Raw genomic sequence first — 19,768 nt, forward strand, 5'->3', positions numbered from 1 at the left:
TGGGAGCGCTGCGGCCGGCCTGGATAGCGCCTCCGTCAGTCCTGTTGCATCGACGTCAGCAGGAGACTGAGAGTCGGTGCAGACTGTCAAGATAAAGCAACGAGTTCCTCGCGGGCATAATCATCCTTCTTGAATACGCCTGACGTGAAGCGGTCGCAGCGGCTCTTGTGGCCACTCCAATGCGTTAGCTCGTGCAACAATGTGCTGTAATAGCTTTCAGTTGCTGTGCTGGTATCAGAACCGTAGAAGCATTCGCGCGGAGGCATCTGGATCAGGTCAGTAGATGGCTGGTAATAGGCACGTTCTCCGCCATGACAGATATTAGCTCTGGTCGCTTTGATAAAATGGTCGGCGGCTTCAATGGACGTGACTGGGTTGGAAACTGGCTCGATTGTTTCCGGCTGATAGCCATCAACCTGTGCGGCGTTAAAGACGCGGGATGCACGGGCCATCAAGCGCTTACGAGGTTCACCATCACTGGTGTTGTCTTCGTCGTCACATTCAAATTCCTTGTAGAAAATAACGACTGCGGATTTCTCACCCTTGCGAACTTGGCAACCCGCATTCTGCCATTGGCGATAGGTGCCCCAAATGCCGGTTGAGTATTCGCGCACCTGTGACGCTGCCCACAGAGATATGATATTGATCCCGCGATACTCATTGCCTGTGTCAATGTTGATTGGTGACATGGTTGCCGCACCACTCTGGTGCCATGGCATCTGGAACTTATCTGCCCCCTGCTCAATTGCTGTGATGATCTGGTTTGTGATTTCTGAATAAACATCGAGTTTCTGTGTTGCCTTTGCCATCTTAAGCACTCCTTTCTTAGCTGTGCGTTGTTCGATGGCTGACGTAAAAAGCGGACAGGATCCGACCGCACCCTTGGGCGAACCAATGGTGGGAGGCAGAGGCTTAAGGATTTTTCTGGAATGAATATGGGCGCGAGGAGCCGAAGGCGGGGAGAAAAATTCTGCCGCCGCCTTGCGGTTTCAGGAGACTGTTCGCTAGGAATGCCACCTTGAGAACAACGACCACATAGCTACAGCTAAAGGACGGGCATGGCCAAAGACAACCAGATCAAACGCCTTCAAAAATCAATCTGATCATCAACGCTGAAGCGCACGGGTCAATGTCCTGCTATGCACACCATAGTGCTTGGCAATATCATCAAGTGACTTATCACCACGGGCAAGTATCTTTCGGGTCTGTTCAACCTGCTCGGTTGTCAGCAGTGGCGGCCTGCCAAGTACCTTTCCGGCTTCCTTGGCAGCTTGCAATCCAGCGCGGGTGCGTTCGCTGATGAGATAGCGCTCAAATTCTGCAAGCGCCCCCATCATGTGGAAGACAAGACGCCCACCAGAAGAACTGGTGTCAATCGCCTCATTTAGTGACTGGAAATGTGCGCCCTTACCAGCCAGCCGATTGATGAGATCAATGAGATGACCAAGAGAACGCCCCAAGCGGTCAAGCCGCCAAACAACAAGCGTATCACCGGGCTTCATGCTCTTCATGGCTGCTGCAAGCCCTTTACGCTCATTGATCTTGCCAGAAACGCCAAGATCTTCAAAGATACGTTCACAGCCTGCATTTTTAAGCGCAGCCAGTTGCAATTTAAGATTTTGTTCAAGTGTAGACACACGTGCATAGCCAATTCGCATTGAAAGAGCTTTCATTATTATGATTTAGAGGCTCAAATGCGTTTTCAGCATTGACAGAAACCTTCGTTTTTGCCCGCTGCAAGTTTTATTTTAGCCATGCCTTTAAAGCGCCCGGTTTGCCAGTCATTGAATGCTGCGAATGCGGCAAATTCTTCTTTGACAAAAACCAACGTTTTCATACCTATGCTACAACGCATCATTTCTTTATTGCAGCATTACTTTCCATAGATGCAGCAATTCGTAAAACCTGCGTGCCGTTCAAGCAACACATTCCCACACTCTGCCAGTTCACGATCCTGACGTGGCCTTTGAGCTACGTCACCGCCATCACTTTGCCCAAACACTTGTAGCGGGCAGTCTTGAAAGGAACAGGGAAATGGAACAGGCGCAGGCATTACAGCCGTCAAAAAGCAAGTCAGGCTGGATATTACTCCTGATCGGTTGGGCATTTTTCTTCACACCACTCCCCATCGTTACCACCTTCATCGGTGGCATTTTCATTTTGATCGCGATGCTCATTGCACTCATGCAAATGCAGCGCAAAGAAGGTGGTCTTGGCCTTTTGCTGATAGCCATATTCGGATCGCCCGTTATGTGGCTTGTTGGTCTGTTTGTCGCCGTTTCAATGTTTGGCAAATAGATGGGCTATGAGGGGCAAGCTGTGACAAAGCGATTACGAAAATATCCACTCATTGGCTTCGGGATCACCTTGATCGCCTTATCCAGCCTGCCCCTTGATGCTTCAGCCTCACCAAAGCAGGCAGTCGCGGCCTTGACGGCTTGCCTCAAAGGCAAAACCAGTTCGGACGAAACACGAACTTGCATCGGGCGCTATTCCGATCCATGTGCAGCAAAAGCCGAGAACACAGCACCGCTTCCTCAAATATCTGAACAAAGCCAGTGTCTGCTGGATGAAGCCAGCGCATGGAACACTTTAAGTGATCGCGCCGTAAAAAGCTGGAAAGAGAATAACACTACCAGCCTATCTGCAAATATCGCCAAGCTTACCAATGAAAGCAGGCACTTTGCCAAGATCAAATGCGCAGTGTTTCGGGACACGCAACAATTCGGACAGACCGGCATGGCGCTAGAAGCCCAATGCCTGCGCGATGAAGCGGCAAGAACTGCAAGTTTCATCGGTTATGCGCTGGATTAAGCACACAGACCGTACCTTCCATTATCAGCATTTAACAATCATCGGGGGAATACAAAATGCTAAAACTGAAATCATTCCTTTTATCTTTAACCATGAGCATGGCGCTTATTTCTCATGCAAATGCACAAACACTTGAACCCACTCCGCCCGGAGGAATGCCAGAGAAGCACAAGAGTATCGTACAAAAAATTGGCCGCGCTCTTTCCTATCAAAAGACCTGTGTGATTAGTAAAATCAGCGAGGGATATACAGCAGAAGTAACGCTTTATATGAATAACAACCGTGATGGCTTTGAGTGGAGTTTCATAAATCCCGGCGGTAAATATAACGCATATCTTAATGAATATTCACGCTACGAAACCGAGCGTATCATGGATGAATATGTTGAACACTATAATCTGAACTATGCCAAACTCGTCACAAATTTTACCGATGACCAGAAAAAAAGCAGAGATGATATTTCCGATTTGCGTTGGCACACAAGAATGCAGTCTTGTTATCGCGCAGTCGTTGATTTTGGTGAAGCAGGCTCCTTATGGCCACGCCTGATGGATATTAGCTGCACCAGCTTTCGACCACCTTATTGTTCTGATGAAAACAAATTCGAAGAATGGGTAAACACACAGAGCTATGTCTGTGATGACAATTCCATCATTCCGGGTCGAACTGAAAAAGATAAAGAAAAATTTGCATGTCATAAAATGAAAGAAAACTCATGCACCTTACGAAGAATACGCGGTTCGATTAATACTATGGCTTCTTTAGGAAGTGGCTGCTGAATAAATAACCGAAGCCGCCCTTTTGCATAAGGGCGGCTTCGGCTTATCGCTCATGATATGCATCGCAATTACGTCTGCGACGAAAGCAAGTTTCGCACTGGGAAACGGTAAGGAAAGTGCAAACCCCGAAGGGTATCGCACTCTTATGACAGGCACTGCAAAGATTAGACTGACACGCAGAATTGCATTATTTTCTTGAGCGATAACTTGGCCTCATGACAAAGTGAGGCTGTAGTGGGCAGATTGCTTGCTATGCGTGTAAATACGGCCAGCCGAAAGGTTGGCCGTATGTGGTTGCAACATATACCGTCATCGCTCATGCGCCAACATGACGGTCATCACGCGATAGCAGTGCGCCAGATCATGCGGAGTATCGGAACCAAAGTCGCATGCTTCATTGGCATAGTAGTCGATTTTCCAGAATATGGTGCCAACAGCGTGCTTGATACAGCCGAAATCACGTTCGCCGTAAGGATCGTTATCGGGCGTAAAATCACTTTGGGCACGGATTAGCGCGCATATCTCAATCTGTGCGACTGGTGGAAGGCTGGCAAAGCCTCTGGTGACAACATGCAAGCCCCGGATGCCTTCAGTATCAAAGACAGGCATTTGCAGACGTGCGCGAAACTTGTCGTTTTGCTTTGCAACAATCAGGGCAACGTTATTTGCGTCTGTTTCTGGTAATAGGTTCATTTTTAGATCTCCTTTGTTGTGTTTCATCCTTGCGGACGCGGAGACCTTGGGCGTACCGAAACAGCTGAAGAGGCAACGGCAACACGGGAGTGAAACGAAGGGAGCGGACAGCCGATTGCCGCATCAGCGCGGTGCGCCATCAAAGCGTCAACCGCAAGGCCACAACACGGGAGGTATGAGCCATACACCTGTCAGCAGCGCATTTGTTGCGATGGTCATAAAGCAATGTCGGAAGTTGCATCGGAAAAGACCCGTGGCACCACGTTGACCCCAAGTTGCGTTGTCGTGGGCCACCGGCAAAGGCCTGCAATGACGATACCTATTCGCACTGATCTGATCGACGTAATCACCCCATCACGGCGGGGCTTTCATTATTACCGGCGCATTTTACAAGAAGCCGCACTTAACCCACAACGCTGGATGCACCATCATTTTATCGTCATTTTTGATGATGACCACGAGAACAATGTACATGCATTGCTGCGTTGGCTGGATAAGGCACGCGAAACTATGGTTTTGCCTCGAATATCAGCCACCAATGCTCCAGCTGGCAGTCCTGATATTCTACGCCAAATCGGGCTGGGTATGGGTTCTAATCCATACGTTTATTTTCAAGATGATGATGATCCTCTACCCTTGCACCTTGATCAGTGCATGAAGCTCATGGAGCATGGTCATTTAGATGCGGTATTCGGTGGAACAGAAACGATTACCGAACGAGGTATGACGGTCGAGCAATTCCCTCGTATCATTAACGGCAAGTTTGTAGGCGATGTCTTGGCAGGCCAAGCCCTGTTTCCCTCATATGGACATCCATTGGCAGCCTTATTCACGCGCAAGGTTCTTCAGCGGGTGCCCATCTATGATGGCAGCCATTATCACAATGGCAATGCATTGCCTTTCAATGTGCGCTTTATGAATAGCTGTGTCATTATCACAGCCCTACCCGATATCTGCCGCCGTGTACGCCTGCATCGCGATAATGATACCGGTATTCTAAACACACGATCTGCCATGGAACTTGCCACCGATATTCGGCAATGGCGTGATTATATTCACAATCCCAGTGTGGTGAAATTCCAAAGCATAATCGCCGATTATCTGGAAACTGGTTGGATTAAAACATTTTGCGAAATAGCGACACTCGTCGATGAAGAATTAGGTAATTAAGGACGAAGTAAATTTAATATACTTTTCATAATTTTTAATAAAATATTCTTAAATATTAAATCACCTTTCCTATCGTTATCGTCAACGATTTACGTCGGTAACTTAAATAAATAAACATCATTAAAAAACATAAAGTTGAAGGAATTTTGACATAGCAGCCATCAGTCGCTAGGTTTAAAGGCTCAGTCAATAGATTTCAAAAATAATGACTGATTGAAAGCTCGTTTCTCCATTGCGGGCATTCTGTTTTTAGTCTGCGGATCTCATCAGCAGACATTCGCTCGGCCAATAGCATTCCGTCTACTGGTCATCACTCAATGAGTGTCGGTTCTCGGGCCGGCTCTTGAGCTTCGTTAACAGCGGGGCAAACGGAGATAATATATGCGTAACTTTATTAAAGTGGGCACGCTCGCAGCATTATGCGCGACGACCTCTTTTATGACTTCTTCCAATGCACAGGCAGATGAAGCCTGTGAAATAGACAGACCCATTATTTTTGCCGGACTGGACTGGGATTCCAATGCCATTCATACGGAGATTGCACGCTTCATTTTGGAAAAAGGCTATAATTGCAAAACTGATATTATTCCCGGCACCACAATCCCACTGTTAAACGGTCAAATTCGTGGTGATATTGATATTACCATGGAAATCTGGCGGGAGAATGTGCGGGAAGTTTATGATCCAGCAATAGAAGCGGGGACTGTTATTGATCTTGGCGTGAACTACGCCGATGCCGTTCAAGGCTGGTTCGTGCCCAACTATTTGATCACCGGTGATGATGCTCCTGCACCCGATTTAAAGTCAGTCTTTGATCTGACTAAATATAAAAACCTTTTTGCAGACCCGGAAGAACCCGGTAAAGGCCGGTTTTATAATGGCGTGGCGGGTTGGAGCGCTGAGGAAGTTTCCACTAAGAAGCTGCACGCTTACAAGCTTAACGAAGATTTTGTCAATTTCCGTGCGGGTTCGGGCTCAGCACTCGTTGGAGCAGCTGAAGCAGCACTATTACGTAAACGTCCAATCCTGTTTTATTATTGGGGACCGACATGGTTCTTAGGTAAAGTTGGCGATCAAGTAACGATGCTCGAAGAGCCACCTTTTGATCAAAAAATCTGGGATGCACTTCAAAAAGAGAGCAAGCCAGAGGCTGTTACTGAAGCTACAGCCTTTCCAGTGATTGAGGTTACAATCAGCGCTAAGCCTGAGATTGTAAAAGACGCACCAAAAATTACTGAATTTCTAAAAGCCTATGAAACAACCGGGCAACAAGTATCAGAATTGCTTGCATGGATGCAAGACAATGACGGTACTGCCGAAGAAGCTGCACTTCATTTTCTTAAAAATGAGAAAACGCAATGGCACGGCTGGGTCTCCGAAGATATCGCATCGCGCATAGATGCTGCTCTGTAATCAGACTATGAGCTTGCGCTACTCAATGACCTAAACAGGTCATCAGTAGCGCATATCGAGGGCCATTACACCGATTTAAAATCTTTGTGATGGCCTATAATCTGCGGAGTAGATCCCAATATGTTTTTTGATTTTGGAAAACCAATCGCTCGTAACACCAATGAATTTGTAGAATATCTTGTCATAAATTATGGCGATGCATTCGAAGCCATTACAAATTCTATTCTCAAACCATTGCTGTTTATTGAAGGCGTTTTACGCTCAAGCCCGCCTATTATTATACTGGCTGTTGTCCTATGTGCTTCTTTGCTTAGTACTCGGAATATCTGGCTTTCAATCCTGCTCACTTTTCTCACATGGTTGATTGGCTGTTTTGGCCTATGGGAACCGGCAATGCAGACATTAGCTATTATGCTGGTCTCATTATTGATTTCTATCATTCTTGGATTGCCGCTTGGTATTATTTGCGCAAACTCCTCACGTTTCCGTGCTATTTTAAGCCCTATACTGGACTTGATGCAAACCATTCCAAGCTTTGTTTATCTCATCCCTGCCGCCATGTTATTCGGCTTAGGTAAAGTTCCGGCAGTCTTAGCCACAGTGATTTATGCAGCGCCCCCATTGATCCGTCTCACGGATTTAGGCATTCGTCATGTAAATTCTGAGGTTGTTGAAGCCGCACGCTCATTTGGCGCGACAAAAATACAAATTTTACGCGGAGTTCAAATCCCGCTTGCACTGCCGTCAATCATGGCGGGTATCAATCAGACTATGATGATGGCACTGGCAATGGTGGTCATCGCTTCAATGATCGGTGCGCGAGGCGTGGGCGAAACTGTCTTGTTAGGCTTACAGCGTAATGATGCTGGCCGTGGCCTGTTGGGCGGGCTAGCAATCGTCATCATGGCTATCGTGCTTGACCGCATTACTCAGGGTTTTGGCCGTCGCCTGCAAGCACGTCGCCCACATAAGGGAGGATGATGGGGATGATTGAACTGAAGAATGTTACCAAAGTATTTGGTCCGGATGAAAAATCCATTCTGCCCATGCTTAAAAAGGGCATGACAAAAGATGAAATTTTAGAAACAACCGGCCACACAGTTGGTCTTTACGATGTTTCCTTGTCTATTAAACAAGGAGAAATCTTCGTCATTATGGGGCTTTCGGGCTCTGGTAAATCAACTTTGATCCGTCATTTCAACCGTCTTATTGATCCAACAGACGGCATGATCACTTATGACGACGAGGATATATTAGAACTTAATAAACACCAGCTGATTGAGTTTCGTCGTAAAAAGCTTGGCATGGTTTTTCAACGTTTTGGGTTGATGCCCCATCGCACGATCTTGCAAAATGCAGCCTATGGCTTGGAAGTTCAGGGCATAAAAAAAGCAGAGCGAGAGGCGCTAGCCAAAGAATGGCTGCAACGGGTTGGCCTTGAGGGTTTTGAACATCAATATCCTGATCAGCTTTCCGGCGGCATGCAACAGCGGGTCGGTTTGGCACGGGCACTATGCAATAATCCGGATGTCTTGCTGATGGATGAAGCATTCTCGGCGCTTGATCCGCTGATCCGTAGCCAGATGCAGGATCAGCTTGTAGAATTACAGGCCGAGCTGAATAAAACAATCGTCTTTATCACGCATGATCTTGATGAGGCTTTGCGCCTTGGCGACCGAATAGCGATTTTAAAAGACGGTATTCTCGTTCAAACCGGCACGCCAAATGATATCCTGCTAAATCCAGCTGATGAATATGTCAGCGATTTCGTACGTGACGTCAACAGAGCGAAAGTCTTGAATATCGACACATTATCTCGTGCTCCGGCATTGCGTATTACCCATGACAATCTTGACCGCGCATTGGAAGAAATGCGTAAAACCGGAGAAGCTTATGGCTATGTATATCATAACAACGTCTTCCGTGGTGTTTTGACCGAAGATATGCTGAGCGAAGCAATCAAAAACAGCAGCAAAACGCAGACTCTATCTGATTTAGCGCAAGAACTGCCCAAGATTGAAATCGGCAGTCCACTATCCGATGCGCTGCCGATGGCAATGGGCAATGACCTACCATTGGTCGTAATGGACGACGACAAGATTGCAGGCTTCGTAACACAAGAACAACTAGGACAAGCTCTGATACCGGAAAAAAACGACAATTCTGATCCGACGGATCAAAATAACGCTAAAAAAGCACCCTAAGATTTAACAAACGGCATCTTCAAGGAGCGAATGACAATTTTAATCAGTCATTAAAACTTTTGTTTCAGTGACTGATTTATTATTTTATCCCGGCAATCTCTAATACTTCTCTAGCTAAACACAATCGAAATTAGATCTAACGCCCACGCCCGCGTTCCCATTTCCCCATTGAACGGGCCATTGCATCGCGGTCTCTCCGATTGGCACGTTCCCAATCACCACTATCAATTACAATATCTTCACGCTCAGCCTCGCGTCTGCGTTCAATACGCTCAACTAAGTGATGCGCCAAACGCTGCTTAATCTCTTCAGGCAATGAAGACTGCCATATATCATCCGGTGATAGTCTTCCGGCATCATAATCGCGCTGATAGTTTGGCTTAATTGACTTAGCCACAATTAACCGCTCTTTTTGCTCATCATCCAGTGATGAGTGAAGTATTTCATGCTCCTCAATCATCAAAAGCGCATGAAACCGGTTATGATAAAGTTCACGGCGAACACTTTTACGTTTTTTGTCATCGCCTAAGAATTTCATCAGTTCGGCATGACGTAGTTCTAAATCCCCCAACTGCGCATTCAGCTTCATCCGCTCATAGTCAGAGCCTTCCTGCTGGTTGAGCAAACGCCGTAACCGTTCATGTGCACGCTGAACCCCACCGCGCGCAATTGCCTGATGTGCCTCATTGCGCGCCTTGCTGGCCCAACCGAAGAATTTCCAGCCCCGCAGCTTGCCTGCACTGGCAAGGTTGATTTCCTCCATACTCTTCCCTGCATCCAGCTGCTTGCGGATAGACGCCATAGCGGCTTTGGGGTCTTGATAGATTTCCTCACAATAGGTTTTGAGGTCACCCATTGCTTTATTGTAATCATTAACAATACGCCCGCCGATAAACTCATGAGAACGAAGCGCCCTTTTGAGCTGAATGCGCTTAGCCCCCAGTTCAAAGGCTTCACGCTCCTTATCGCGATACCAGTCGCAATCATTGCAAGCCAGAACGGCCGCCTTCAGACGTTCGATATTCTCCTTATTTCGCGTTTGCTGTTCTAAAGCTTCAGCTTCGGCTAGCATAGCATTGGCATAATCCTCATCGCTGTCGCCCTCCCAAAGCGGCGGTTCAAGCTGGCGACTATGTTCGGGGTCTTCACGCAGGATCTGATAATCTTCCCAACTCTCCCCAAACCGCTCTGCAAGCTTGTCTTCGCGGGCGTGTTTGCCGACTTTCGACAGCTGCATAAAATGAGTGCTGTCCGTGATACGGAATCCCTGTCCTGCCTCAACCAGTTTCAGGCCGTGTCGCTGCAAGCGAGCTTCAAGGTCTGACCAACTGTTGGCAGCCTTAAAATGAGCCGTGATGAGATTGCGACGTTCCCGCATTTCAGCTTCCGACCATTTGACAAGTGGTATGTCGTTCATGCGCTCCGCACGCTTGCGTTCATCGCGCGTCGGGCCTTGTCCACGGTCATGGTTTTTCTGGCCGGAGCGGTGGGCTTCAAGGTCGGGTCGATCCACGATCCTTAAGCCCAATTCCTTTTCCTGTCGCTCCAAACTTTCCATGATCCGAAACACATCACGCCATGCATTCCAGACGCGCCCTGTGTCAGGATGCACCGTATTAACGACAATGTGAATATGAGGACAGTCGCCATCATCGTGTGCCACGATCAAGGTTTGATGCTCGCTTAAACCGAGATCGGCCAGCAACTGATCCGCAACCTGAAGCTGAACTTTCTTAGGTAGTCTTTCTTCAGGTGGCCAGCTGATGGGTAGATGATAGACGGGCTTTTTCACACCGCTTGAAAGCTCTGCCGTAGCGATCATGATGGCGGGAAGCACCTTATCATTAGTCGTCGCAATATTGCGACCTTCAGACCAGATGACACGGTGCGGCTTTGGGTCGTTTGCCCTGCCATGGTGCAGATAGCGAATAAGACCCTTGAAGCTACGCCCCTTATAGGGGTTCCCGATCATGGCATCCCCTCATCGCATTACCGGCAGAAGCTTTTCCGTCAGGTCATGCAGCGCACAAAGCAGGTCAGATTCTGTGACCGGCTTGCGGCTGTTGGCCTGATGGGCGAGCTGATTAACGACGGCTCCGGCATGTGCCAGACGTGTAATCAGTTCGGGCGCAAGCACAATGGAAACGGCACCTGTTGCCCATTGTGCGAGCGCTGCGTCAACGCGGGCATAAACATGGGTGAGGCATTCGAAAACCGATGGGCCGATCATATGCGCGTGACGCTGGAGTTGTTGCAGGTTGTTGCCGATCCGGTTCAACTGGCGCAGCAGCTCCTTGGCCTCGCCTTGCGGCTTGGCGGTCATCGGCTTGCCCAAAGCGAGGCCACGCACGAAGGCCGAAGGGGACACACCCGCCCGCTCCGCATTCTCGCGGATGCGGTCGCGCTCGGCAGCTGTGACCCAAAAGGTCATCTGCTTGTCGCGGCGAGAATGAACGGGTTTACGGTGTCCCTGTGCTGGCATCGTGCAAAGCCCCTCCCTGCGGCGTTTGAGCAGGGCGAGGAAGAATCAGACACCTTGAGACGTAAGCGTTAGCGGGTCGAATGGTTGTCTTGCGACGTTGTACAGAAATCTATTTTCTGTACAGGAGCACTTCCTCGCTCCCCCAATGAACACTGCCGATACCCCTATCCTATCAGCTTATGGTGTTCGCCAAAACCGTGTGTAACAATAACCTATCCTGTACAATATTGTGAGATAAGTAAACTACCTGATGACAGATGTTTTCTTAGGCTTTTCCGCCATCTACTAAGATGGCAACCGCGTGTCAGTTTTCTCATACTATCACCACCCATAAGACCAAGAAGGTCGATGGGAGCAACCATAACCGAATGCAGTCCGATAACACCAAGCCCATTGACCTTCTTGGACTGCAACGGTGAACAGGAGCTTGGTCTTGGCGGGGGAGCATTGGGCGTCACTTAGCTATAAAAATGATCCAACCTTCGGGGAACGGGTGTTCGTCAACATGCCGTACCGCGCACATTTTGCGCTGGCGTCACGACTGACAATGTGGATCAGCCCCGTTGATGGTTTAGAAGATCGTATCGGCGCATGGTCATTTTTTGTCCGCTCCGGTGGTGTCACTCTGTGCGAGAGTGAAGCGGCCGAATTGCTGGCAGGCTTTTACGTACTGCTTTCCGGTCATGGCTTTGAAGCCGATGCCATGAGTTTCAAAACACTTGCTGCCATTGCGCAACGGCCACAACATCACATTCCAGACAAATATCTTGAATTGGCAAAAAAGCACCTCAAACGCCAACGCGAATTGGAGCGTGAACTGGAACGTGAGCGCGCCAAACACCACCATCGCTAACTTGTACCCATTGACCCCTTAAGCCTTTCATGAGTAGGCTCATGAAAGGGAGACGTCTTGACGGCGAAGGGGGAGGCAATGAGCGGTGGGGATCCGCGTGATTGGCTAACAAAGTTTCTTTATCCATTTAGCAAATCGGTCAGAAAACATCTCAACCGAGGGTGGCAAAATCAGGCGGGCACGTCACCGCCATGGACGCCACAAGGCAGGCGCTATGCGCAAGCTGAAGCAGAGCGTAGAGCACTGATTGCTTCACCACCACCCCTTGAGGGCGATGCGCGCTGGATGAGCCTTGATGAAACCAAGGCCATAGCCGCGCAAGTAGTCGATCAAGACCGCGAGTGCGATTTTCTCGTCATGGGTTATGTACCCGACGAAGAAAAGCGTGAGCTTGTACCAGTCGTATCGCCTGCCCCCGGGCATATTCTAACAATTGCAGCAACCCGCTCTGGCAAGGGTGCCGCACAAATTGTGCCAAACCTTGTCACTTATGCCGGTTCGATGCTGATCATCGATCCCAAAGGCGAAAACTACGTCATGACGCATGCATGGCGCAGGAGATTTTCTCGGGTGTTTCGTATCGACCCGTTTCGAGTGACGGAAGGATGGGACGCGGAAGCTGCCTACTCAAAGTTCAACCCCTTAGCATTTGTTACCGACGCATCAGCCGCACGGCGGTTGGCAAATGCCCTGCTTGGTGAAGTTCCCCAAGGCGACAATCGGTTCTGGCATCAGGAAGCAGCAAACCTTTTAACAGGTATGTTACTGCACATCATTGAAACCTCTGCCAATCCGACCTTAGGCCAGTTCCGCAGCCTGATGGGAAAAACTGATGTGGAATTGCAGAAGATTTTAGCCAGCGGGGCACAGACAACAAAGCAGGCTTCTGTTCGCTCAGCCTTCAATCGCTTTATCGGTCATGAAGAACGCATGCGCTCCGGCATTCTCGCACAGGTCAATGCCAATACAGGCATATGGGATGAACCGGCGATGTCCGAAACAGTTTCGGACAATCATATCGATTTTGCCTCCATGCGCGGTGAGTTTCCCGTCACAGTCTATGTCATCCTGCCTTTTGATAAGCTGCACAGCCATAGCGCTTTTTTGAAGCTGATTATTGCACTGTTTTATCAGAGCATGATTGTGCCAGCTCCACCTCCTACCATCCCAACGGTATGCCTCATTGATGAATTTCCAGCCCTTGGCCGCATGGATGAGCTGGTCAAGGCATTGGGAGAAATTACCGGCTACGGGGTACGCTTCTGGCTTTTTGCGCAAGGCTTGAACCAGCTTAAATCCACTTACGGAAAAGATTGGGAAACAATTTTAGCCCAATGCGCCACGCAATCCTATTTTGGCATCACCGACAATTCTACTGCTGATCAGTTATCCGATCAGCTTGGCAAACGCACTATCGCCTATGAAATTCCCCACAGTAATTATGGGGATGCAGGTATGGATGCTGATGCCTTCCCGCTCGTTAATGTCAGTGTCAGTTCATCACTTCATTTTAAAGGCGTGCCCTTGGCATCGCCCAATGAAATCCGTCGCCAATTCGGTGTCGGTCGCCCGCTGCAAGTCGTGTTTCAGTCCGGCTATGATCCTGCCATGGCCGCACTCCTGCCTTGGTACAAAGTACCCGACATGCAGCAGGTCGTCACCGATCTGCGCACTGCTAACTTTACCCCGCCCGAGAAAGTCCATGATGACATTCCCAAACGTGAGCGGCACGACCCGGATGCGGAAGTACGCAAAGCAATTGAAGAAATGACAAAAGACAAGGGCATTCCTGACAATCACGTGTTTGGCGTAAAGGACGCGTAAGACTGATGAAACATTTGCTACGTGAAGGTGCCCTTAACGGGGCGACCACCGAAAATGAGCGCAATGTCACAGCACCATGGTTTCTTGACCTAAACGGTCAACCCTTACCACTACCAATCAGGTCGGGAGAGGTCGGCGTCTATCTTGAAGCCCCAAAAATCCTTCACATTCGTAATGACCGCACGGGAACATCACGCACCATCACGCCAACTGTCGACGTAACCATTGATCACAGTGCGAGCTTTTTTGAACTCCAATTTCTTGACCCCAAGGACAGACTTAGTTTCTTGCCGTCGATAAGTCTTGACGATAATAGGCTTGTCTTCTTTGCTGATGGCGATCTAAATGGCTGGACATTCTCGAACCGGGCTATGTTCGAGACATTCTGCGACTTCATGGCCTCCCCGATCTACAATCCATTTGAAACGCCTATCCCAACAGGTACATCCGGTCTGTGCGGTGATGTACAAAAACGCATGTTGTTTTATCAAGCACTGGAAGCGGACGATATCGACCAGGATGATGACGAAGATGATATTGATCCATATTTAGGTCGTGAGGACGAATACCCCATCGATGAAAAATATTGTTTCTTTGTCTCCTGCCATGTGGAAACAGACAGGCCAATAAAAGCTTGGGACAGGATAGAGCGATCCAAAACAAAACTTCCACCGGGAAAGTACTTCTGTGAGGTCACACGCTGGGATCGTGAAACTGGCGAACCCGAACAAGTCAAGCTGGAAGGCAAAAGCAAGACCGGGGAACGGGTCAATGAAAGTTTCCTTGAATGGGCTATTCTAGCGCGAGAAATTGAGCTTGCTCATGCCCATGTCGACGCAGTAAGAGAACGCAAGCCGTTCGATCCATCAAACTATCGGCCTGTGACCTTGCATGAGGCCCAAGCTCCCAAGCCTGCATCGCCCGACACAGGGCATTCCGAATTACCTATAGCCAAGCAAACGCAACCCAAAACTGGCATTCTCGACGCTCTACGTAAGTTTATAGGAAAATAGGCAAGAAAAGCGTAATAACAAAATTTCTAGGCCAATTTTGTCTCCTTATGTTATCTTGAGCACAAACAAGGAGTGTGATGGGCGAAACATGGATTGCTGAAGAACAGTGGCTGGATGAAGAGTTATCAATCTCGCCATTTGATAGTATTGTCGCCAACGATAATCGTCGTTTTCGCCAAATAAATAATCTATATGCGACCGGCCTTGCCATGGAAGCTGAAGCCGCTAAAGAAGCTGGCACACTTGGGTTTATGGCACGTGCCATGGTGCAAGCAACCATGCCCCACAGTAAAGTTCAGGGTAACGAGTTTACGCGAACTAACGGCGCATACACCTTGAGCATGCTTGCCCCGGCCCGCATTGGCCTGCCCTATGGCAGCATTCCCCGCCTGTTAATCGGTTACCTCACCACACAAGCCGTTCAACAAAAAAGCCGAGAAATCGTTCTTGGTTCAAGCCTTAGTCGTTTCATGGCTGAGCTGGGGCTAACTGCCACCGGCGGGCGATGGGGGTCAATCCCACGATTACGAGAGCAAATGGCACGGCTTATGGCCTGTTCTATTTCGTGCACATGGGAAAGCGATTACGCGCTTTCCTTGGAAAATATCACCATTGCAGACAGCGCCAATCTATGGTGGAAACCACAAACACCAGACCAAAGCGCTTTATGGGAAAGTACCGTAACACTTTCGGATAAATTCTTCCGAGAAGTAACTGAGAATCCAATCCCGATTGATCTACGCGCTCTAAAAGCGCTGAAGCGTTCACCTATGGCACTGGACGTTTATGTCTGGCTTTCCTATCGCCTATCGTTCCTACGCACTAAAACATCTATTCCTTGGGCAGCGCTACAACTGCAATTTGGGGCAGACTATCCGTTAACTCTTCAAGGTCGGCGGGATTTCAAAAAGAAATTCCTACAAGCCTTGGCGAAGGTTCGATTGGTCTATCCCGAAGCCCGACTGGATGCCGATACTTACGATCTCACCCTGAAGCCGAGCCGCCTCCATATTCTCCGATAGTTTGTCATAAGGGAATTGCGGGAGGTCTAGATACGCCCCTTAATTAGAAGTGACTTGGTCAGCTACCGCTCCCCAGAAGCAAACACTAGATAAGGAATTCATGTTCACGGATTAGCATCAAATTGAGATCGTCTGCTACTATAGAGCTAGATACAATGAGCAAGCGAATTTCTCGCCTATTGGATCAATCTGTAGTTCTGGTCAATGCCGAATGCTGTGCATATAGTTGAACTATCGGAAGAGGATTCGCTGGCTGCGGTCGGCAAAATGCACGTCACGCATTCTGGAGGGCGCCATGTTTAAACGTATTTCAATCATTAGAGAATTTGGTGTCTTCGGCAACTTTAGCGGTGGTGCTTTACCAGAGTTTGCACCCTTCAATCTGATCTATGGATGGAATTACTCGGGAAAGACAACATTATCGCGCATGTTTCGCTGTCTAGAAGATGGCGAACTTCATCCGGATTATCCCAACGCGCGCTTTGGCGTACTTCGTGCTGATGGCACACAGCTTGATCATAACTTTGAAACGCCATGCAACATACGCGTTTTCAATGAGGATTTCCGCAATGCACATCTTCGCTGGGATGATGAAGACGGATTTAATCCGATCCTCCTTCTCGGTGAAGAGAATATTGCACGTCGCGATGAACTGAAGGAAAAGGAAGCGCGGCGCGCACAGCTAGACGATCAGCGTAAAGCAGCCGCTGCCGAGGCCGGACGTCATAAAGACAGGATCGGCAAAGCTGAAACCGATTGTGCTAGCCTGATCGTCAAAGAACTTCCCGGTGTTGGACGCTTCAACAAGACAAGTCTACGCCCCATCATGAACGAATGGAACGGAACTTTGCCTGAAGCCTTGTCCGCAGATCAGGTTCAGGCGGCCCGTGCCAAGATAAGCGCTGAGCAAAAGGACAAACTGCCCGATCTTTCGATCACGACACGGCCAATCTCCGCACTCTGGCAGGATGGCATTGCTTTACTTGGCGAACTCATTGCCTCACCTGCGACAATCTCCCGCCTTGCGGACCACCCCGACATAGCGACGTGGGTTGAGCACGGGCGCCAGCTTCATAAAGGCAGATCGCAATGCGAATTCTGTGAAGGAGAGCTGACCGCAGCACGAGTTTCCACGCTCAACGCTCACTTTTCCGACGCGTTTGAGGATCTCAAGGGGCGGATAACCACGGCTATCAACGGACTCACCAGTCATCGGATGGAATTTTCCGGTGCCGCCTATCCCCGATCAGGCTTTTATAGCGATCTACATGAAGAGCACACGGAGGCAGGGGGAGAGCTGGCACTTGCAAGAGATAGATTCAACAGTACCATACAAGCGCTCACCGATGCTCTAGAGAAAAAGCGGAATAATCCGTTCGACGTTGTGCCGGCACCGGAAAAAGAGCCGCAATCTGCCCCGCTTGCGGAGGCAGCAAGACGTTTTCAGACGTTGATAGATAAGAATAACGAACGTACCGGTCGGTTTACCTCTGCACGCAACGAAGCTATTGCCACGCTAAAGAAACATTACGTGGCCGAAGCAATGCGCAGGATCGACCGATTTGCACTTGAAGCTCAGATTGATTTACAGCAAGCAGCAGAAGCCACCTCTGTACAGGCCCTTATTACCCTTGACGCCGAGATCGCCAACCTACAGGGAGAACTGTCAAAAGCAGTCAAAGGTGCCGAAGCGATCAATGACACGCTGTATAATTTTTTTGGGAAAGCAGATATTCAGGTTAAAGTCACAGATGACGACCGTTTTCTGCTGATGCGTGGCCATTTAGCGGCCCGAAACTTGAGCGAAGGCGAGCGCACAGCGGTTGCCTTCTGCTACTTTATTACCAAGCTTCTTGAAAATGGAAACGATCTATCGCAGACCATCGTCTATATTGATGACCCCATTTCGAGCCTTGATGCACACCACCTCCTACACATCAACGCATTCATAAAAAACACTTTCTATAGATTCGATAGTGCAGCAAATCCTAAGCATGTCTGTCTTGCCAAACAACTCTTCATATCAACGCATAACTATGAATTTTTCCATCTGACGTGGGAATGGATGGCGAATGGCACTCCGAAAGGTTTTGCCGCCGCGTATATGATCGAACGAACCGATGGAAATGGCCTTGTGAGTTCACAGGTTGTCGAATGCCCGGAATCGATCAGAAAGTACCGATCCGAGTACATGTTTCTTTATCACCAGTTGGCCCACTATCTAGATGCGCCAACCAATGACGCACAAGTCATTTTTAATCTAGGCAATATGGCGCGGCGCTTCATTGAAGGTTATCTCGCATTCAAGTTCTTTGAGCACAGCAAAATCGATTTAACACTACCGAGGATCATCACTGATCCTGTCCAATGCGAGCGTGCTCGCAAATTCATGCATTTTCATTCCCACACGTTGAATCGTGCTGGCGGCATGAAACTCTCCGACATGAGCGAAGCGCAATCGATCGTCATGCTGATCCTAGATGCAGTGCGGGACCATGACCCCGTGCATTACGGCGCGCTTGAAGCCACTCGCTGAAATTTTCTTCACCCAATTAGGTCTCCCCTAGACTGGAGCATAGGGATAAATGTCCGCAATCGCACCATTTTAATCCCAAAATAGCCACGTGTCCGCTTCCCTGTGCTTTTCAGTCGCTACTAGTATTAAATACGAAATGACCGTTTTTAAAAAGTTTAACAGCTCGAATATCAGATATGAGGTGGCGGCATAAACCTGTGGAATATCCACTTTATCCACGCATTAACAGTCCCCCACCGAAATAAGGCCCACACTGCACTTCATGCAACGATTTCGCATAAACGGTCCCTCAAGTACGCATAAACGGTCCTGCTATACATATATATTCATATATAAAATCATTTAGTGAAAACCATGCAGCTGGGGATAAGCTGCAATCCGCAACTTTTTTCGCCTGCACCGCCCTAATCCGACGAACCGTTTTTATTATTTGCTTTTGAATAAAGGAAGCTGCCTAGTGTTTGGTATACTGCATTGACCGCTTGTGTATACGGTAAGAGCGTCTCTTTGCCCTTTTCAGGTGGATCCTTCAACAAAGCCGATAAAACAAAACCAATCTCCATAGAGGCGCCATAGACTAGCCCGGTCTGCTTCGCCGTCACTACGGCTGCGACATAATAGCTTACACTGGTGTCGGTCTTTCAGGATGAAACGGGTCTAGCACTATTGGGGAGCATTGTCTGGTGTTGATAATTGATGCCCCTACTCTGCCCCTAGAACGCAAAAAGCCCCAATCATGAAGATTGGAGCTTTTCTATAAGTAACTGTTTTCACTGTCTTTATTTTGGTTGCGGGGGCAGGATTTGAACCTGCGGCCTTCAGGTTATGAGCCTGACGAGCTACCGGGCTGCTCCACCCCGCGTCAAGTATTGTCGAGCCTTGCTGCCCGGGAGCGAAGTCAGGCGTAGCCTGATGAGGTGAGACCGTATAGAAATCGATTGATTATCGATTTCAGGCCGAACGGG

At 48.7% G+C, this 19,768-nt stretch carries 18 protein-coding genes and 1 tRNA gene; 13 read left to right on the plus strand and 6 right to left on the minus strand.

All coding sequences use genetic code 11. The annotated features are described in order from the left end of the window. Positions 1-86: 86 nt before the first annotated feature. Together DFR47_RS20895 and DFR47_RS20900 are read right to left on the minus strand one after the other, a co-directional pair. On the minus strand, positions 87-809 hold the full coding sequence (locus tag DFR47_RS20895; protein ID WP_113946453.1) for an ArdC family protein: 723 nt from the start codon (positions 807-809) through the stop codon (positions 87-89). A 297-nt stretch (positions 810-1,106) separates the two neighbouring features. Then, positions 1,107-1,658 carry a recombinase family protein gene (locus tag DFR47_RS20900; RefSeq protein WP_113946467.1) on the minus strand — a complete coding sequence of 184 codons (552 nt, stop codon included), beginning with the start codon at positions 1,656-1,658 and terminating at the stop codon, positions 1,107-1,109. A gap of 50 nt (positions 1,659-1,708) precedes the next feature. Here DFR47_RS20900 and DFR47_RS21660 point away from each other — a divergent pair, with 50 nt between their 5' ends. Genes DFR47_RS21660 through DFR47_RS20915 form a run of 4 tightly spaced genes read left to right on the plus strand, consistent with a single transcriptional unit; the run spans position 1,709 to position 3,593 of the window. Beyond that, entirely contained in the window at positions 1,709-2,008 is a 300-nt protein-coding gene (locus DFR47_RS21660) for a hypothetical protein (RefSeq protein ID WP_147245697.1), read from the plus strand. A 26-nt stretch (positions 2,009-2,034) separates the two neighbouring features. After that, entirely contained in the window at positions 2,035-2,298 is a 264-nt protein-coding gene (locus DFR47_RS20905; protein ID WP_113946454.1) for a hypothetical protein, read from the plus strand. Then, the gene (locus DFR47_RS20910) at positions 2,299-2,814 is read left to right on the plus strand and encodes a hypothetical protein (RefSeq protein WP_113946455.1); all 516 of its coding nucleotides are present in this window, start codon (positions 2,299-2,301) and stop codon (positions 2,812-2,814) included. 56 nt (positions 2,815-2,870) lie between these two features. Further along, a complete protein-coding gene (locus tag DFR47_RS20915; protein WP_147245699.1) occupies positions 2,871-3,593 on the plus strand; it encodes a C-type lectin-like domain-containing protein in 723 nt (240 codons plus the stop codon). 309 nt (positions 3,594-3,902) lie between these two features. On the opposite strand, the gene DFR47_RS20920 is transcribed toward DFR47_RS20915, so the two are convergent. Continuing rightward, positions 3,903-4,286: a DUF3768 domain-containing protein gene (locus tag DFR47_RS20920; RefSeq protein ID WP_245416672.1), complete on the minus strand. Its 384-nt coding sequence runs from the start codon at positions 4,284-4,286 to the stop codon at positions 3,903-3,905. Between the two features lie 225 nt (positions 4,287-4,511). Between DFR47_RS20920 and DFR47_RS20925 the strand changes: the two genes are divergently transcribed. The 4 genes from DFR47_RS20925 (at position 4,512) to DFR47_RS20940 (ending at position 9,073) form a co-directional block, all read left to right on the plus strand. Beyond that, positions 4,512-5,456 carry a glycosyltransferase family 2 protein gene (locus tag DFR47_RS20925; RefSeq protein WP_147245701.1) on the plus strand — a complete coding sequence of 315 codons (945 nt, stop codon included), beginning with the start codon at positions 4,512-4,514 and terminating at the stop codon, positions 5,454-5,456. A 381-nt stretch (positions 5,457-5,837) separates the two neighbouring features. Beyond that, a complete protein-coding gene (locus tag DFR47_RS20930) occupies positions 5,838-6,869 on the plus strand; it encodes an ABC transporter substrate-binding protein (RefSeq protein WP_210207362.1) in 1,032 nt (343 codons plus the stop codon). 120 nt (positions 6,870-6,989) lie between these two features. Beyond that, positions 6,990-7,850: an ABC transporter permease gene (locus DFR47_RS20935; RefSeq protein ID WP_113946458.1), complete on the plus strand. Its 861-nt coding sequence runs from the start codon at positions 6,990-6,992 to the stop codon at positions 7,848-7,850. 5 nt (positions 7,851-7,855) lie between these two features. Further along, complete coding sequence (locus tag DFR47_RS20940; protein ID WP_342633984.1) at positions 7,856-9,073, plus strand: quaternary amine ABC transporter ATP-binding protein; 1,218 nt, start codon at positions 7,856-7,858, stop codon at positions 9,071-9,073. Between the two features lie 136 nt (positions 9,074-9,209). Here DFR47_RS20940 and DFR47_RS20945 read toward each other — a convergent pair whose 3' ends face one another. Continuing rightward, positions 9,210-11,045: a relaxase/mobilization nuclease domain-containing protein gene (locus DFR47_RS20945; protein WP_113946460.1), complete on the minus strand. Its 1,836-nt coding sequence runs from the start codon at positions 11,043-11,045 to the stop codon at positions 9,210-9,212. 9 nt (positions 11,046-11,054) lie between these two features. Beyond that, a complete protein-coding gene (locus DFR47_RS20950; RefSeq protein WP_113946461.1) occupies positions 11,055-11,555 on the minus strand; it encodes a plasmid mobilization protein in 501 nt (166 codons plus the stop codon). Positions 11,556-11,988: 433 nt separating this feature from the next. Between DFR47_RS20950 and DFR47_RS20955 the strand changes: the two genes are divergently transcribed. The 5 genes from DFR47_RS20955 (at position 11,989) to DFR47_RS20975 (ending at position 18,803) form a co-directional block, all read left to right on the plus strand. Beyond that, positions 11,989-12,408: a hypothetical protein gene (locus tag DFR47_RS20955; protein WP_113946462.1), complete on the plus strand. Its 420-nt coding sequence runs from the start codon at positions 11,989-11,991 to the stop codon at positions 12,406-12,408. 78 nt (positions 12,409-12,486) lie between these two features. Beyond that, complete coding sequence (locus DFR47_RS20960; RefSeq protein WP_113946463.1) at positions 12,487-14,232, plus strand: type IV secretory system conjugative DNA transfer family protein; 1,746 nt, start codon at positions 12,487-12,489, stop codon at positions 14,230-14,232. Between the two features lie 5 nt (positions 14,233-14,237). Next, a complete protein-coding gene (locus DFR47_RS20965) occupies positions 14,238-15,245 on the plus strand; it encodes a hypothetical protein (protein ID WP_113946464.1) in 1,008 nt (335 codons plus the stop codon). A gap of 77 nt (positions 15,246-15,322) precedes the next feature. Beyond that, a complete protein-coding gene (locus DFR47_RS20970) occupies positions 15,323-16,267 on the plus strand; it encodes a replication protein RepA (protein ID WP_113946465.1) in 945 nt (314 codons plus the stop codon). A 295-nt stretch (positions 16,268-16,562) separates the two neighbouring features. Beyond that, complete coding sequence (locus tag DFR47_RS20975; protein WP_113946466.1) at positions 16,563-18,803, plus strand: AAA family ATPase; 2,241 nt, start codon at positions 16,563-16,565, stop codon at positions 18,801-18,803. A 785-nt stretch (positions 18,804-19,588) separates the two neighbouring features. Here DFR47_RS20975 and DFR47_RS20980 read toward each other — a convergent pair. Continuing rightward, positions 19,589-19,665 (minus strand) — tRNA-Met (locus DFR47_RS20980). Between the last annotated feature and the right edge of the window lie 103 nt (positions 19,666-19,768).

The sequence above is a fragment of the Pseudochrobactrum asaccharolyticum genome (genome assembly GCF_003314995.1).
Taxonomy (GTDB): domain Bacteria; phylum Pseudomonadota; class Alphaproteobacteria; order Rhizobiales; family Rhizobiaceae; genus Pseudochrobactrum; species Pseudochrobactrum asaccharolyticum.